Below are 15,485 nucleotides of genomic sequence, written 5' to 3' on the forward strand. Positions count from 1 at the left end.
CGTGAGGACTCGATTCGGTCCAATCACCTCCATATCGCACACTCATCTGGAGACTCCCATGCGCAAGGCATTCCTCGTCGTCACTGCCCTCATGTTCCTCGACACCATCGTCCAGCTCTACCTCGCGGCCTTCGGCACCTTCGGCTCGCACGTGATCGGGGACGACGCATTCGACTACCACGCCTTCAACGGCCAGGTAGTGCTTCGTTCGCTCGCGCTGCTGTCGATTGTCTTTGCTGCCCTGGCGCGAGCCGGGAAGAACACCATCTGGCTGACGGTTGGCGTCTTCCTGCTGACCTGGGTCCAGCTTCTCGTCTTCATCGTCGGCGGTATCCTGACGGGCGCGGGTCGCGACAACCCGACGGTTGCCGGGGCTTGGGCCGTCTCGACGCACGCCGTGACGGGCCTGCTCATCATCTTCAGCTGCTACTGGCTGTTCCTGCGCGCCCGCCGCCTCGACAAGACCGGCTCGGTGACCAAGGCCTCCGAAGCTCCGCGGCCCGCAGCGACGGTCTGATCCGCACCCGCTGCACCGCCCTCCTCGGACACTTACCATGGCCAGCTCGGCCGTCCTCGGCGTCGACCTGATCCTCGCCGTGGCCTGCGCCGCGGCGTGGGCGGGTGCGCTCACCGCAACGCTGGTCCTCGCGCGCGCGACGCCGCCGGGCTGGCTCCCGCGGTGGGGCGCCGGGGCCGCCGCCGGCCTCGGAATAGTTCTCGGGGCCCTGCGAATCGGAGTCTTACTCACGGGCACACCCGCACTCACCGGCGATCGGCTGCTCGGGGCCACAGCGCTGGCCGCACCCGGCTGCCTGGCTGGCCTCGCCGCGGTCGTGATTCCGCCGCTCATTCCGGCCAAGGCCCCGCAGTGGCGCTCAGCTGGCCTTGCCGCTGCCGCCTCGCTCACGGCCGCCGGGGCGCTCGCAGCCCTCACCCTGGGAACGCCGGCAGGGTGGCTTCCCCTCGCCGTGCTCGCCGCAATGGCGGTGATCGGCACAGGGGTGGCGAGCGTCGGCCTCACGAAGGGGTGGCGGCACCGCGCCGTCGTGGCCGCCGGGGCTCTCGGCGTGGCTCTCCTTGCCGGGTCGCTCTCCGTGGCATGGATGGACAGCCGGGCGGCCGCGCCGTCGTCCTTCCACGAGGCGGGGCATCACACCGTCGGCTCAGCCATGCAGCCCGCATCCGCCGTCCGTGGCGTCGATACCCTCCGCGCCGCACCGCCCACGGGGGCGGTACGCGAGTTCACGCTGCATGCCCGCGCAGAGAAGGTGGCACTCGATGACGGGCGCACGGTAAGTGCGATCACGTTCGGCTCCCTGCCCGGTCCGGAGCTGCGGGCCGTCCAGGGCGAGACCATCAGGGTTACCCTCGTCAACGACTCCGTCGCGGACGGCGTCACGCTCCACTGGCACGGCTATGACGTGCCGGATGCCATGGACGGTGTGCCTGGGGTGACCCAAGATGCCGTCATGCCCGGTCAGTCCTTCACCTACGAGTTCCCGGCCGCCCAGGCGGGAACCTACTGGTACCACACCCACCAGAACGGATCGGCGGACGTGCCGCTCGGGCTGTATGGGGCGCTCATCGTGGACCCTTCACCAGGGAGTTCCTCCGGCGTCAAGGACCTCACCGTTCCCGTTCACTCAATCGGCGGGTCTACCCTGTTCGGCAGCCACGCCGGCACGTGGGCGGAGACGGTTGCTCCGGGCACCTCGGTACGGGTCCGGCTGATCAATACGGACCAGCTCTCCCAGCGGTTCAGCGTGGCCGGAGCCGCATTCCGGCTCGCCGCGGTGGACGGCGGCGACATCACCGGCGGCACGGAGCTCACCGGTGTAGCGCTGCCCCTCGCGGCAGGCGGGCGCTACGACGTCGCGCTCACCATGCCCGACCACGCGGTGCAGATCGCCCTTGAAGGCTCCCGCAGCGGCGGTCTCACCCTCGTCCCGCCAGGGGCGCCCGCACCGTCGTCCGCGCCCCGCTACGCCGCGGGACCGGAACTCGACCTCACCTCGTACGGCCTGCCAGCGGCGGCGCCGGCACCGACCGCAGACGCCGCGGCCACCTACGTCGTCGACCACCTCCTGCGGTTCGTCGACGGCCTGCCGAAATTCGCATTTACCGTCAACGGAGCGGTGTACCCGAACATCCCGCCGCTCGTGGTGCACCAGGGCGAGAAGGTGCTTTTGACCTTGGTGAACCGCAGCGACGACATCCACCCGATGCACCCGCACGGCCATCACGTCCGCGTGGTCAGCATCGACGGCAGAGCCGTCACGGGAGAGCTGCGCATGGACAGCCTGGAAGTGCGGCCAGGGCAGACTTGGACGGTCCTGCTCACCGCGGACAATCCCGGGATCTGGATGGACCACTGCCACAATCTGAACCACGCGCGGGACGGCATGGTGTTCCACCTCGCCTACGAGGGGATCGAGTCGCCCTTCAGACAGGACGGGTCATCCGCGAACCGTCCGGAATGAGTCACGTTCGCCAACCACCTCGGTTCCATCGAGGACGCCCGGCCACACCGCACAGCCAACGTCCAGAAGATTCTCAGAAACTGGGGGCACGATGGGGACTGTGAAGAAGACTGACCACGAAGCCAAGCTCCTCGTCGTCGATGATGAGCCCAACATCCGGGAACTCCTCTCAACCTCGTTGCGCTTCGCGGGGTTCGAGGTCGTGGCGGCCGGGAACGGGCGCGAGGCGCTGGCCGCGGCAGAGGCACAGTCTCCTGACCTCGTAGTCCTCGACGTCATGCTGCCGGACATGGACGGCTTCACCGTCACGCGCAAGCTCAGGGCGGCCGGGCGGCACGTGCCCGTCCTCTTCCTCACCGCGAAGGACGAGACCGAGGACAAGGTCCAGGGCCTCACGGTGGGCGGCGACGACTACGTCACCAAACCCTTCAGCCTCGACGAGGTCGTCGCGCGCATCCGCGCCGTCCTGCGCCGCACCCAACCGGTGCTGGACGACGACGCGGTGATCCGCGTTGACGACCTCGAGCTCGACGACGACGCGCACGAGGTGCGGCGCGGCGGCGTGAGCATCGACCTCTCCCCGACCGAGTTCAAGCTCCTGCGCTACCTCATGCTCAACCCGAACCGTGTCCTGTCCAAGTCGCAGATCCTTGACCACGTGTGGGAGTACGACTTCAACGGGGACGCCTCGATCGTGGAGTCCTACATCTCCTACCTGCGCCGGAAGGTGGATGCCAACGGACCCGGGCTCATCCAGACCAAGCGCGGGGTGGGCTACGTGCTGCGGACGGCGGAGAAGCGCTAGAGGTGCTCGCCCACTGGAAGAGGGCGTCGCTGCGCACGCAGCTCGTCGCGATCATGATGGTCCTCCTCACCGGCGCCATCTTCCTGACCGCGGCGGTCACCGTGACCCAGCTGCGGACGTACCTCGTGGGCCAGCTCGACCTCCGGCTGACCACAGCCTCCGACTTCGCCAAGAACAACCAGGACATCGACCTCCTGACCAACCCGAACCCCATAGTCCCGCAGGATTATGTGCTCGTCATCTACCCGCAGGGCGCATCTCCGAGCGTCTACTACGCGCCGGACGACGCCTCCGGCCGCCCCGACATCCCGGCGATCACGCCGGACGAGGCGCGGACGATGCAGCAGCGGGACGAGGTGCGCCAGGTCCGGGGGACGGTCAACTCGATCTCCTGGCGCTACACGGCGATACCGGTGCGGATCGTGGCCGGCAATGCCCCCGCCGCGATCGTCATCGCCCTGCCCCTGACCGATGTCGAGGACGCCATCCAGCACACGCTCGGCCTCACGGCCGGCGTGGGGATTGTGACGCTCGCCTCGGTGTTCGCCATCGCCATGTGGACGGTCACGCGGGCCTTCCGGCCATTGCGGCGAGTCGAGAAGACGGCGGCAGCGATCGCCGCGGGGGACCTTTCCCAGCGCGTCGACGGGGAGGCCCCGGGCACCGAGCTCGGACGCCTCTCCACCTCGCTCAACGCGATGCTCTCCCACATCGAGGTTGCCTTCCAGGCGCGCATGGCGTCGGAGGGGCGGATGCGGCGCTTCATCTCCGACGCCTCGCACGAACTCAGGACACCGCTCGTGACCATCCGGGGGTTCTCAGAGCTGTACCGGCACGGCGCACTCGCCACGGACGATGAGGTGGCGACGGCGATGGGCCGCATCGAGAGCGAGGCCAAGCGCATGGGCACGATGGTCGAGGACCTGCTCACCCTCGCGAGGCTAGACGAGCAGCGGCCGCTCGTGCTCAAGCCTCTGGACCTGCTGCCGGTGGGCCATGACGCGGTGGTGGACGTGCGCGCGTCTGCCCCGGACCGCGAGGTTCGGCTCGTGGGGCTCGACGGCCCTGCGCCGAGTGCGGCGCCGACGCTCGGTGACGAGGCCCGGATCCGTCAGGTGGTCGGCAATCTGATCGGGAACGCCCTTCAGTACACGCCAGCCGGCAGCCCGCTCGAGGTGGCGGTCGGCACGCGCCATCAGGGGCCCCGAGCGACGGCCGTCCTCGAGCTCAGGGACCATGGGCCGGGGATCGAGGAGAAGGACGCGGCGAAGATCTTCGAGCGCTTCTACCGCGCGGACACCTCCCGCACGCGCGAGACCGGCGGAACGGGCCTGGGTCTGGCCATCGTGGCAGCGATCATCGGCTCCCATCATGGCACCGTGAGGTACCAGGACACCCCCGGCGGGGGCTCGACCTTCGTGATCGAGATGCCGTATGTGCTGGTGCCGGACAGACCGTCCGAGCCCCCGACCGGATCCGGCGACGCGGGCGCGTCCGGGAACGGCTGGACCCGCAGCTCGGAGCGCACGACGGCGCACGGCGGCACGGGCACTCAACGCACCTGACGCTGCGTCGCCACCCGCACTGGTCACTTCTCCTCCGCGCAGACGGCACATTTCCGCGGGTTGTCCACATACGGGTGCGCGTTGCTGCAGCGCGGTGGCAGCCCTTCCTAGGGTCGAGGCAGAGGAGCGGATCGGCCGCGACTTATCAGGGAAGGAACGGGAACCATGGCGATCATGAAGGTGGACACCGAGGCGATCGGCTCGAGCGCCCAGGCCGTGCTGGCAACCTCGGAGCGCGTGCGCGCCGAGGTGCAGTCGATGCGAAACAACCTCGAGAACCTGCGAGCCACCTGGGAGGGGCAGGCGTCCAACAGCTTCCAGGCCCTCGTGGCAGATTGGTCGCGAACCCAGGCACAGGTCGAGGCCTCCCTGGGCCAGATCGGCGCGGCACTGCACCACGCGGGCACCGCCTACGGGGACATCGAGACGAGCAACATGCATCGTTTTGCCAGCTGAACCCCGCTCCCCTGACGTCGGCCTGCCCGCCCTTCCCGCAGCTGGGGCCGGGCAGGCCGAAGCCTGCGGCGGCGTGCAGCCGCGGGTTGCCGTTCTGCGAGCAGTGACAGCGGGCTCTGGCAGGATGGACCCATGACCATCACTGCCGCCGCAGACGGCTCCGCCCTCGGCAACCCCGGCCCCGCAGGCTGGGCCTGGTACGTCGACGAAGACCACTGGCACGCGGGCGGGTGGCCCCACGGGACGAACAACCAGGGCGAGCTCATGGCAGTCCTCGATCTGTTCCGCTCAACCGTGCACATGGCGGATGAGCCACTGCGCATCCTCTGCGACAGCCAGTACGTGATCAACTGCATCACCAAGTGGATGCCCGGGTGGAAGCGGCGCGGCTGGAAGAAGGCGGACGGCAAGCCGGTGCTCAACGTCGACCTCCTCGCACAGATCGACGCCGAACTGGCTGGGCGGGACTACACCTTCGAATGGGTCAGGGGCCATGCCGGCCATGCTCTCAACGAGGCCGCGGACGCCAAGGCCCGCGCCGTTGCCCTCGCGTTTCAGTCCGGCCGGGCGCCCGGCGAGGGTCCGGGCTTCGGTGTCCCCCTTGTGAGCGCGGCAGCGCCGGGCACGGCAGGAGCCCCGGGCCCCGCGGGCCAACCGGACCGGCCGGCGAGCGAACAGGCCAGCCTCTTCGACGAGATCGCGCCGGAGGCCGCCGAGGCCGGGCAGCCGCGCGACCTCGATGCGGTGGTCGAGCTTGAACAGTCGCTCCTCAACCCCGATGTCCGGACCGACTACGGCCAGCTCGCCTACCTCCTCCACCCCGACTTTCAGGAAATCGGCGCGTCCGGGCGCCTGTGGGATCGAGAGGAACTCATCGAGGAGCTCGTCCAGAGGGGCGGGCAGGCGCCACGCTTCGAGCTCCTCGACGCCGTGCCGCTTGCCGATGATCTCATCCACATCGTGTACCGGACCGTGGCTGAGACCGCCTCCGAGCTGCGCTCCTCGCTGTGGCAGCGCACGGAGGGCCGCTGGCGAGTCCGCTTCCACCAGGGCACGCCGGAGGCCTGAGACCCGCTCCCGCCTTCCGCCGGGTCCCGCACGTCTGACTCCACGAACGCCGACGGCGAGGTCCCCACCGAAGTGGAGACCCCGCCGTCGTGATTCGCGGCTCCTAGCGCCTCCCGAATCCAGGAAGGAGGAGGTGGGACGGTTAGAAGCCGCCCATGCCGCCCATGTCGTCGCCACCGGGCATGGCCGGTGCGGCCTTCTCCGGCTTGTCGGCCACGACGGCCTCGGTGGTGAGGAAGAGGCCCGCGATCGAGGCGGCGTTCTGCAGCGCAGAGCGGGTCACCTTGACCGGGTCGTTGACGCCAGCGGCGAGGAGATCCTCGTACTGACCCGTGGCGGCGTTGAGGCCGTGGCCGGCGGGCAGACCGCGGACCTTGTCGGCGACGACGCCGGGCTCGAGGCCGGCGTTGAAGGCGATCTGCTTCAGCGGCGCCTCGATGGCGACCTTGACGATGTTGGCACCCGTGGCCTCGTCGCCCTCGACGGCGAGGTTGGCGAACGCCTTGGCGCCGGCCTGGATGAGGGCCACTCCACCACCGGCGACGATACCCTCCTCAACGGCAGCCTTCGCGTTGCGGACGGCATCCTCGATGCGGTGCTTGCGCTCCTTGAGCTCGACCTCAGTGGCCGCGCCCGCCTTGATGACGGCCACGCCGCCGGCGAGCTTGGCGAGGCGCTCCTGGAGCTTCTCGCGGTCATAGTCCGAGTCCGAGTTCTCGATCTCGGCCCGGATCTGGGCCACGCGGCCGGCGATCTGCTCGGCGTCGCCGGCACCCTCGACGATCGTGGTCTCGTCCTTGGTCACGACGACCTTGCGGGCCTTGCCCAGAAGGTCGAGCGTGGCGTTCTCGAGCTTGAGGCCAACCTCCTCGGCGATGACCTGACCGCCGGTGAGGATCGCGATGTCCGTGAGCATGGCCTTGCGGCGGTCGCCGAAGCCCGGGGCCTTGACGGCAACGGACTTGAACGTGCCCTTGAGCTTGTTGACGATCAGCGTGGCCAGGGCCTCGCCCTCGACGTCCTCGGCGATGATCAGCAGCGGCTTGTTGGCCTGCATGACGCGCTCGAGGACCGCAACGAGGTCCTTCACCGAGGAGATCTTCGAGTTGACGATGAGGACGTACGGATCCTCGAGGACCGTCTCCTGGCGCTCAGCGTCAGTGACGAAGTACGCGGAGAGGTAGCCCTTGTCGAAGCGCATGCCCTCGGTGAGCTCGAGCTCGAGGCCGAAGGTGTTGGACTCCTCGACGGTGATGACACCCTCCTTGCCCACCTTGTCGAGGGCCTCGGAGATGAGCTCGCCGATCTGCGCATCGCCGGCGGAGATGGACGCGGTCGCGGCGATCTCCTCCTTGGTCTCGATCTCCTTGGCGGACTCGAGCAGCTCGGCGGTGACGGCCTCGACGGCCTTCTCGATGCCACGCTTGAGGGAGAGCGGATCGGCGCCGGCGGCAACGTTGCGGAGGCCTTCCTTCACGAGGGCCTGGGCGAGGACGGTGGCGGTGGTGGTGCCGTCGCCTGCGACGTCATCGGTCTTCTTGGCGACCTCCTTGACGAGCTCCGCGCCGATCTTCTCGTACGGGTCGTCGAGCTCGATCTCCTTGGCGATGGAGACACCGTCGTTCGTGATCGTGGGGGCGCCCCACTTCTTCTCGAGGACGACGTTGCGGCCACGAGGGCCGAGGGTGACCTTGACGGCGTCGGCCAACTGGTTCAGGCCGCGCTCGAGACCGCGGCGGGCCTCTTCGTCGAATGCAATGATCTTGGCCATGACGGCTTGGTCCTTTCGGGACGTGTCTGTCGGTAGGCCACCTGCTGCAGCGCCCGCGACGGCCGGCGCCCCTCCCGCGATGTCGCGGTCAGCGTGCGCCTCACCCCAGCAAGGTGTTCCTGTCTCCCGCGGATCAACTGGTTTAGCAGTCTCACCGCAAGAGTGCTAGGTCAATGTTTAGCACTCACCCACTCCGAGTGCAAGCGCGCGGGCGGGTTGTCACGCGCCTCGCCGCGCGCGTTCGCCCGCAGCGCACCAAGCCGCGCGCGGGTTACTGCGTGACGGTCACCTCGTCGTTGCGCGTGGGCAGGTTGTCGGCGCCGAAGCCGAAGACCATGAAGCGGGCCGTGGTGACATCGCCGTGGGAGTCGAACGCGATCGGGCCCGACTGCCCGTCATAGTCCACGGAGGTCCCCTTGGCCTGGGAGGCGAGGCATGCAGGGAGCCCCGTGCACTTCTCCCGCTGTCCGTTTCCCTGCACCGAGCCGTTTCCCTGCACCGAGCCGCCCGAGACGGAGACGAGCTTCGAGGCGATGGAGGGCCCGCCGTCGTCCTTCGCTGCGCCTGCCGAGAGGATGGCGAGCGAGGCAGCATCGTACGCCTCGGCGGCGAAGGTCATGTCCGTGAGGCCGGGCGCGTGCTCGAGCACGGCGGACTGGAACTCAGAGTCCGGGAACACGCCGGGGACCACCGCCTTGGCGCCTTCCAGCGCGCGGTTGGCCAGCGCCGGACCGTAGCGGCCCAGGAGCCCGCTCGAGAGGAGGAGCCTCGAGCCGGGGACCCCCGCGTCCCGCACGCCAGCGAGGATGGCCTGCCCCTCTGTCTGTGCAATCAGGACCACGGCGTCGGCGACCTTCGCCCCGCCCGCTGCCGCACCGGCAGCGTGGCCCGTGAACTCGGTGCTTCCGGTTTCCTTCAGGCCCACCGCCCGGGCCGCGGCGGAGGCACCGTCCGCCTCGGCCTTGCCGTGGTCCCCCGCCTGGTGGAGGATCGCAATGCTCTTCGCTCCGGCGCGCCGTGCGAGCTCCACGAGCGCGGCGCCCTCCGCGCCCTCGGGGGCCGCGGTGCGGAAGTAGTAGCCGCCGCTGCGGTAGGTGCTCAGCGAGGCGGCGGTGTTGGCCGGGGAGATCAGGGGAACCTTGGCCAGGGAGAGGACGTCGATGGCCGTGCGCGCGTGGCCCGAGTCAGTGGGGCCGATCACGGCGTCGGCCCCGGCTGCGATCAGGTGCCGAGCGGCGGCCTCCATGTCAGACCCAGTCTCGGGAGGCAGCATCTCCACAGGCTTGCCGCCGAAGCCGCCGGCTGCGTTGGCCTGCTGGACAGCGAGGACCACCGCCGCGCGCTGGGCGTCGTTGAGGTACTGCGACTCCCCCGTCGAGTCCAGGAGCAGGCCAAGCCGCAGCACGCCGTCGCCCGAGGCCGGGGGAGACGCATTGCGCGCATCCACCGCCCCTGCGCACGCCGCGAGCGCCAGCACAGAGGCGAGCGCCACTGCGGCAAGGGGCCTGCGCGCTCCCCGAAGTGGCACCATCAGCCGGCGTACCCCGGGCCGACCACGACGGCCAGCGGGAGCCCCAGCGCCGGAGCCTCCTGAACGGTTGCGATGCCGACATCCGCAGCGAGTGCCTTCGCCGAGGCGGCCTGCGCGGCGCTCTGGTAGTAGACGACCGAGGCGTTGACCGGCGCACCGCCCCAGTTGCCAACCGTCGAGACGGCCCATCCAGTTGTGCGGGCCGTGGCAGCCGCGCGGGTGCCAAGTCCAGCGATGCCGGACGCGTTGTACACACCGACCTCGAGAGACTTGTCCGCCTGCGCGGGCGCGGCCGTAGTGGGCGGCGCCGTGGGTGCGGCGGACGACGGCGCACGGCTGGCCGGGGAGGAGGCCGCCGGCGTGCTGGGGGAGGCGGGGCCGCTGGAAGCCTTTGGTGCGTTGGAGGCGGTGGAACTCGTTGCGGCGGCTGGCGACGGGTTGAGCCCGATGTTGGGAAGCACGAAGTAGGCGATGGCCCCGATCACGAGCGCGACGATCGCAGCGGCCAGAATCCAGCGGAGCCCCTGAGCGGACGGCGCCCCGCCATCGGCTCTCGTCCCCCCACGTGTCCTGTGCACGCCCTGTCTGCGGGGCGACTCGGGGACAGCGTCGAATTCGTCGCGCGAATACGTGTTCATGCCTGGGTCAGGTCCTTGTGGTGGCCAGCTGGGGGACAATGGGCAGCGTCAGGCGCCCCCGCCGATCCGGCGAGCAGTGCGGGCACGCTGCCGCGACGTCCTCAGTCTACGCAACCGCTTGACGAGCATCGGATCGTGCGCGAGCGCAGCCTCAGTGTCGATGAGCGCATTCAGCTGCTGGTAGTAGTGCGTCGCCGAGAGGTCGAAGAGTTCCCTGATGGCCTGCTCCTTGGCCCCTGCGTACTTCCACCATCCGCGCTCGAGGGCGAGCATCTGCACCTCGCGCTCGGTGAGCTCGGCGGGCGTCTGGCCGTGGGCCTGGGTGCTGTCGTCACGTGCATGGGCGTGGTGTGCGGCTGCCGACATGCCCCTAAGCCTAAGAGGGAACTACAGCGATGTCATTTCACCTCGCCCGGCTCTGGCACACTGGCTGGCGTGATGGATGCCGAGCCTCTCTTCGATCTGCCTGGCCCTGCGGAGGGCGAGCCGCGCCGCGGAGGCGCCAGGCCGGCGTCGTCCGCGCAAGCGCGCGTCTCCGAAGCCCGCCAACTCGACGCGATGGCCACGGCGCCGCTTGGGGAGCTAGTCCACCCCGAGTGGGCCCGCGCCCTCGCACCGTGCGAGCCCACGCTGCGCGCGGCCCTGCGCGCCCTCGCAGCAGAGGCGCACGACGGCGGTGAGATCCTCCCTGCCCCCTCCCGCCTGCTGCGGGCGTTCAGCCGCCCGCTGAGCGAGGTCAAGGTGCTCGTGGTCGGCCAGGACCCCTACCCGACGCCGGGCCACGCGATCGGACTCTCGTTCGCGTGCGACGCGCACGTCCGCCCGCTCCCCAAGAGCCTGGCGAACATCTACCGCGAGCTCGCCGACGATCTCGGCGTCCCCGCGCCCACCACGGGAGACCTCTCGCCGTGGGCGGACGAGGGGGTCCTGCTGCTGAACAGGGTGCTGTCAGTGCGCGCCGGCGCGGCCGGCTCGCATCGGCGACTGGGCTGGGAGGCCGTCACCGACGCGGCCGTGCGGGCCGTGGTGGGACGCGGGGCCCCCCTCGTGGCGATCCTGTGGGGCAAGGACGCCCAATCGCTCGCGCCGCTGCTGGGCACGACGCCGATCATCTCCTCCGCCCACCCCTCGCCGCTGTCCGCCTCGCGCGGATTCTTCGGATCGCGGCCGTTCAGCCGGGCCAACCAGCTGCTCACGGCGCAGGGGGCGGAGCCGGTCCGGTGGGCTGCGCGCGGGGGCTGAGGGAGCAACGAGGCGTCGAAGCGCCGGAAGGATACGCTGGGAGGCATGACGCAATCCCCTGAACGCGCCGCCGCGGCGCCCGCCGAGTCCGCGCGGCCCGTGAAGAAGCCGCGCCCAACACTCGATCTGACTGTCCTCCGCACCGAGCAGATCACGCCCCACATGGTCCGCGTCGTTGCAGGCGGCAAGGGGTTCGACGCGTTCGCGGACAACGGATTCACGGACAAGTACGTCAAGATCTCCTTCCCCACCGTGCTTCCGGGCGGGGTCTGGCCCGAGGGGCCGGTGGACCTTCCCGCGCTCAAGGAACAGCTCCCGCGCGAACAGTGGCCCGTGACGCGCACATACACCGTGCGCTGGTTCGATCCGGCCGCCCGCGAGCTCGCGGTGGACTTCGTGGTGCACGGTGACGAGGGCCTCGCCGGACCCTGGGCTGCTGCGACGGTCCCCGGCGACCGACTCGTGTGCGCGGGTCCGGGTGGAGCCTACTCCCCCTCGGCGGATGCCGAGTGGCACCTCTTCGCGGGGGACGAGTCCGCGTTCCCCGCGATCGCCGCCGCCCTCGAAGCCCTCTCCGAGGACGCCCGGGGCATGGCGTTCCTCGAGGTCGGCTCGGCCCTGGACGTCCTCGAGTTCGCCGCACCCAAGGGCATCGAGCTCCGGTGGCTCTCGCGCGAGGGATACCCGGCCGGTGAGACCGTGATCCTCGCCGAGGCCGTGGCGGGGGCCGCGTGGCTGCCGGGGACTCCCCATGTCTTCGCACACGGCGAGCGCGGCGCCATGAAGGAGCTGCGGGCGGTGTTCAAGGAGCGCGGCGTGCCGCGGGAGCGGCTCTCGCTGTCCGGGTACTGGGCACGGGGCCGCGCGGAGGACGAGTTCCAGGCGGAGAAGAAGCTACCGGTCGGGCAGATCTGAGGGTCGCCCTCCGAGGGTTGTCTCGTGCGCGTGAGGATCATCTCCTGCGCGCCCGGCGGCGGCGCTCGAGCGAGGTCGCGCTGCGCGTGAACGGCCGTGCGAGGTTGTCGCCCAGCACCACTCCCGCCGCCGCGCCCAGGATGATAGCCATCGCGGTGAGCATTCCGCCGGCACCGGAGGTGATCTGGGTGGCGTCGACCGTCGCGATGTACATGGATCGGAAGATCGTCAGGCCGGGCAGCAGGATGAGGGCCGCCGGCACGGCGACCACGAGCTGGGGAGCCCCGAGCCGGAGCGCCACAATCCGGGCGAGGAAGCCCATGACCACGGCGCTCACAGCGGGTGCGAGCCTGTCCCCCACCCCGAGCAGCTGGACTCCCGTCAAGGCGAGGTACCCGGCCACGCCCACGGCCGCCGTGGGCAGTACGAGCCGGCGTGCGCTCTGCTCCGTCACAGCGATCGCCGCCACGGCCACCCCGATGAGCAGCACCTCGACCACGTAGGGGTAGGCGGGCGGGAAGGTCTCCGTGACGTCGATCCGCTCGATCCCGAGCATCTCCCCGATGGCCGTCGCCACGGAGATGCCCGCCACGAGGGCGGCGAACGTCAGGAAAGCCGAGAGGTACCGCCCCGCTGCAGTGACGGGGAAGCCGTTGATGGCGTCCTGGGTCGCCGAGACGAGCCGCGCCGTCGGCAGGAGGAGGAGGATTCCCCCCACCACCACGATCGTGGGCGTAATCGGCAGGTGCGCGGCGAACATGAGCAGCGCGATCATCGTCACGAGGAACGAGCTCGCGAGGGTGGTGAAGAAGTCAGGCACCCGCCACCGGCCGAGCACCCGCCCCACGAGCGAGACGAGCAGGTTCGAGGCGAATGCGGTGAGCGAGGCGAGGAGCCCGCCCCCAAGCACCCCCACGAACGAGGCCGCAAACGCGCCGAACGCGACGGTCACGGCCCATTTGGGGAAGGGCTTGGCGCGGCGCGAGATGGACTGCAGTCTGCGTGTGGCCTCGTTCAGGCCCACCCCGCCGGCGGTGATCTCGGTGACGAGCTGGTGCACGAGCACGAGTCCGGCATAGTTGGACGTCCACGATCGCACCACCCTCAGGAGCGAGCTCGGAGTCCCCTCTTGGGGCGCATAGTTGATCGCGACCGACTGGTTGGTGATGTCCACCTCGACGTGGCGCAGACCGAGGGCGGTGGTCACGGCGATCATCGAGGTCTCGACCTCGAGTGCGCCCGCGCCGTACCGGAACATCGTCTCGGCAAGCTCGAGTGCGAAGTCGAGGGTTCGCCGCGCGGACACGTCGGGACCGGCCGGGATCGAGGGGTTGGCGTAGGGGCTTCCGGCCAGGCGCTCCACGATGCTCATCGGCGCGGTGGGCGGGTTCTCGCCCAGCATGAGCCGGGCCAGGACGCGCTTGGCCGCGGCGTTGGCCCGCACCTGGGACGCGGTGATCGGCTGTGTCGTGGGGCCGCCGCCCGCGCCGGGTTCCGGCGTGCCTGCCCCTGCCTGTGGCGCCCCGACGCGGGGCGGGGCGGACGACGGCGGTTCCCCACCCGCCGTCGTGCGCCTGCCCGCTCCGGAGGTGCTGGCCGAGGGGATGGGCCGCGCAACGGGCGCGACGTCCGTGAAGGCGACGGGTGCGATCTGCGGTATAGCCCCCGCGGGGATGTCCCCGTGGGGGTCGTAGCCGTCAGCGACGGGATCGCCGGCGGCTTCGCGTGCGGACGTCTTCCCCGCGTCAGCCATGGCGCGCCCCGATCAGTAGAACTGCTGGCCCGTGCGGCGCGTGTAGAGCTGGCGCGCGATGCGCTCGCCCGCCGTGCTCCACGCCCTGTAGCGGAGAGGATCGATCACGAAATCCCAGCAGCCCACGAAGTCCGTCACGGTCTTGGTGAACGAGGTCTTGAACAGGCCAAGGCCGTGGAACGGGTGCGAGGTGTCCTTGAGCCGGTCCGCCGGCGGGGTTCCGCAGAAGTCGAACTCGGTGCAGCCGAGCTCCTTGACCCTGTTGGTGGCGGTCCACTGGACGAGGTGGGAGTCGCCATACTGGGTACGCCGCTGGAGCGAACCGCCATCCTTGTATGTGCCCTTGCGGCCATAGTTGATCACGAAGGCGCCCACCGCGGGGCGGCCGTTCTCGTAGACAAAGTAGAGCCGGCCCTGGCCCCGGGAGGTGAACTCCGTCCAGAACTGCCGGTAGTACTCGAAGCCGCGCACCTGGGCCCCGGTGTTGGACTTGGCGTTGAGCGTTCCAGTCATGAGGGCGTGCATCGCGCGGTAGTTCTCCAGTGTGGGCTCGGCCTCGACCACCTCGACCCCCTCGCGCTCGGCGCGGCGGACGGCGTTGCGTCCGCGGGAGTGCAGGCTCTTGAGGACCAGCCTGGGCTCGGGGGCGATGTCCAGGATTGCCGTCGAGTCGTTGGGCTGGAGGTTCGGGACCTTGACGAGGCCCGCGCCTGTCAGCACGGCGCGGGCGTCCTCGGAGTCAATGATGTCAGGCTCAATTTTGACGGCGAAGACGCCGAGCCGCTCGCGCGCCACGAGGCCCTTGATCGCCTCGAGGGCCGCAGGGACCTCGTTGACGTCGACGACGTCGGGTCCCTTGATGAGGTACCAGAATCTGCCGAGGACGGGCAACGACTTCTCGAGGACGAGGTTGTAGCTCGGCTGTGCTGGTACCTCGGCCCCGCCCGCGTGGCTGGCAGGTTCGAGCACGAGGAACCTCACCTCCCAGCCGAAGTTCCGCTTGACTGCCGCGAAGGCGGCCGACTGCAGGAGATTTCCGCCATTCGGGTTCGCGGTGACGTGCTTGTCCCAGTGGGCGATCTCGTCCGGGCTCGCGAAGCGGGCGATGAACCTGGGGTCGGTCAGGGTGGGACGGGCAGGGAGGCTGCTCAAGGGGGCTGAGTCCTTCAATCGCGGATGGGGGCCTATGCCAGTCTAGTCAGTCGGCCCGCTTCCCCCTCGCCGGGGACGGGAGGTTTGCCCGCCGCCGCATCGGGAAATG

14 protein-coding genes are annotated in these 15,485 nt (G+C 70.0%); 8 read left to right on the top strand and 6 right to left on the bottom strand.

The genetic code is table 11. The features are described 5' to 3' along the window. Nucleotides 1–58 precede the first annotated feature (58 nt). From LF262_RS12605 to LF262_RS12630, 6 genes are all read left to right on the top strand, one after another. Nucleotides 59–517 (top strand): DUF6220 domain-containing protein, encoded by a 459-nt coding sequence (locus LF262_RS12605; RefSeq protein ID WP_235780745.1) that lies wholly within the window; start codon nucleotides 59–61, stop codon nucleotides 515–517. Between the two features lie 37 nt (nucleotides 518–554). Further along, nucleotides 555–2,480: a multicopper oxidase family protein gene (locus LF262_RS12610; RefSeq protein ID WP_235780746.1), complete on the top strand. Its 1,926-nt coding sequence runs from the start codon at nucleotides 555–557 to the stop codon at nucleotides 2,478–2,480. A gap of 91 nt (nucleotides 2,481–2,571) precedes the next feature. Then, on the top strand, nucleotides 2,572–3,285 hold the full coding sequence (locus LF262_RS12615) for a response regulator transcription factor (protein ID WP_235780747.1): 714 nt from the start codon (nucleotides 2,572–2,574) through the stop codon (nucleotides 3,283–3,285). A gap of 2 nt (nucleotides 3,286–3,287) precedes the next feature. Next, nucleotides 3,288–4,850, top strand: a complete 1,563-nt coding sequence (locus tag LF262_RS12620; protein ID WP_235780748.1) for a sensor histidine kinase — start codon at nucleotides 3,288–3,290, stop codon at nucleotides 4,848–4,850. Between the two features lie 165 nt (nucleotides 4,851–5,015). Further along, nucleotides 5,016–5,306, top strand: a complete 291-nt coding sequence (locus LF262_RS12625; protein ID WP_235780749.1) for a WXG100 family type VII secretion target — start codon at nucleotides 5,016–5,018, stop codon at nucleotides 5,304–5,306. Between the two features lie 132 nt (nucleotides 5,307–5,438). Beyond that, nucleotides 5,439–6,374, top strand: a complete 936-nt coding sequence (locus LF262_RS12630; RefSeq protein WP_235780750.1) for a ribonuclease HI family protein — start codon at nucleotides 5,439–5,441, stop codon at nucleotides 6,372–6,374. Nucleotides 6,375–6,516: 142 nt separating this feature from the next. Here LF262_RS12630 and groL read toward each other — a convergent pair whose 3' ends face one another. The 4 genes from groL to LF262_RS12650 all read right to left on the bottom strand — a co-directional run bounded on the left by groL (nucleotide 6,517) and on the right by LF262_RS12650 (nucleotide 10,680). Next, nucleotides 6,517–8,145 (bottom strand): chaperonin GroEL, encoded by a 1,629-nt coding sequence (gene groL / locus LF262_RS12635; protein ID WP_235780751.1) that lies wholly within the window; start codon nucleotides 8,143–8,145, stop codon nucleotides 6,517–6,519. Between the two features lie 271 nt (nucleotides 8,146–8,416). After that, on the bottom strand, nucleotides 8,417–9,637 hold the full coding sequence (locus LF262_RS12640; protein ID WP_235780752.1) for an ABC transporter substrate-binding protein: 1,221 nt from the start codon (nucleotides 9,635–9,637) through the stop codon (nucleotides 8,417–8,419). 38 nt (nucleotides 9,638–9,675) lie between these two features. Further along, entirely contained in the window at nucleotides 9,676–10,314 is a 639-nt protein-coding gene (locus tag LF262_RS12645; protein ID WP_235780753.1) for a LytR C-terminal domain-containing protein, read from the bottom strand. Between the two features lie 48 nt (nucleotides 10,315–10,362). Continuing rightward, entirely contained in the window at nucleotides 10,363–10,680 is a 318-nt protein-coding gene (locus LF262_RS12650; protein ID WP_235780754.1) for a DUF3263 domain-containing protein, read from the bottom strand. A gap of 192 nt (nucleotides 10,681–10,872) precedes the next feature. Here LF262_RS12650 and LF262_RS12655 point away from each other — a divergent pair, with 192 nt between their 5' ends. Both LF262_RS12655 and LF262_RS12660 read left to right on the top strand, forming a co-directional pair. Next, complete coding sequence (locus tag LF262_RS12655) at nucleotides 10,873–11,556, top strand: uracil-DNA glycosylase (protein ID WP_235780796.1); 684 nt, start codon at nucleotides 10,873–10,875, stop codon at nucleotides 11,554–11,556. Nucleotides 11,557–11,601: 45 nt separating this feature from the next. Continuing rightward, a complete protein-coding gene (locus LF262_RS12660) occupies nucleotides 11,602–12,471 on the top strand; it encodes a siderophore-interacting protein (protein WP_235780755.1) in 870 nt (289 codons plus the stop codon). Nucleotides 12,472–12,508: 37 nt separating this feature from the next. On the opposite strand, the gene LF262_RS12665 is transcribed toward LF262_RS12660, so the two are convergent. Further along, nucleotides 12,509–14,224, bottom strand: a complete 1,716-nt coding sequence (locus LF262_RS12665) for a threonine/serine exporter family protein (RefSeq protein WP_235780756.1) — start codon at nucleotides 14,222–14,224, stop codon at nucleotides 12,509–12,511. A gap of 12 nt (nucleotides 14,225–14,236) precedes the next feature. Further along, nucleotides 14,237–15,376, bottom strand: coding sequence for a lipid II:glycine glycyltransferase FemX (locus tag LF262_RS12670; protein WP_235780757.1), 1,140 nt, complete (start codon nucleotides 15,374–15,376; stop codon nucleotides 14,237–14,239). Between the last annotated feature and the right edge of the window lie 109 nt (nucleotides 15,377–15,485).

This window comes from Sinomonas notoginsengisoli (assembly GCF_021554725.1).
In the GTDB taxonomy this organism is placed as follows: Bacteria; Actinomycetota; Actinomycetes; order Actinomycetales; family Micrococcaceae; genus Sinomonas; species Sinomonas notoginsengisoli.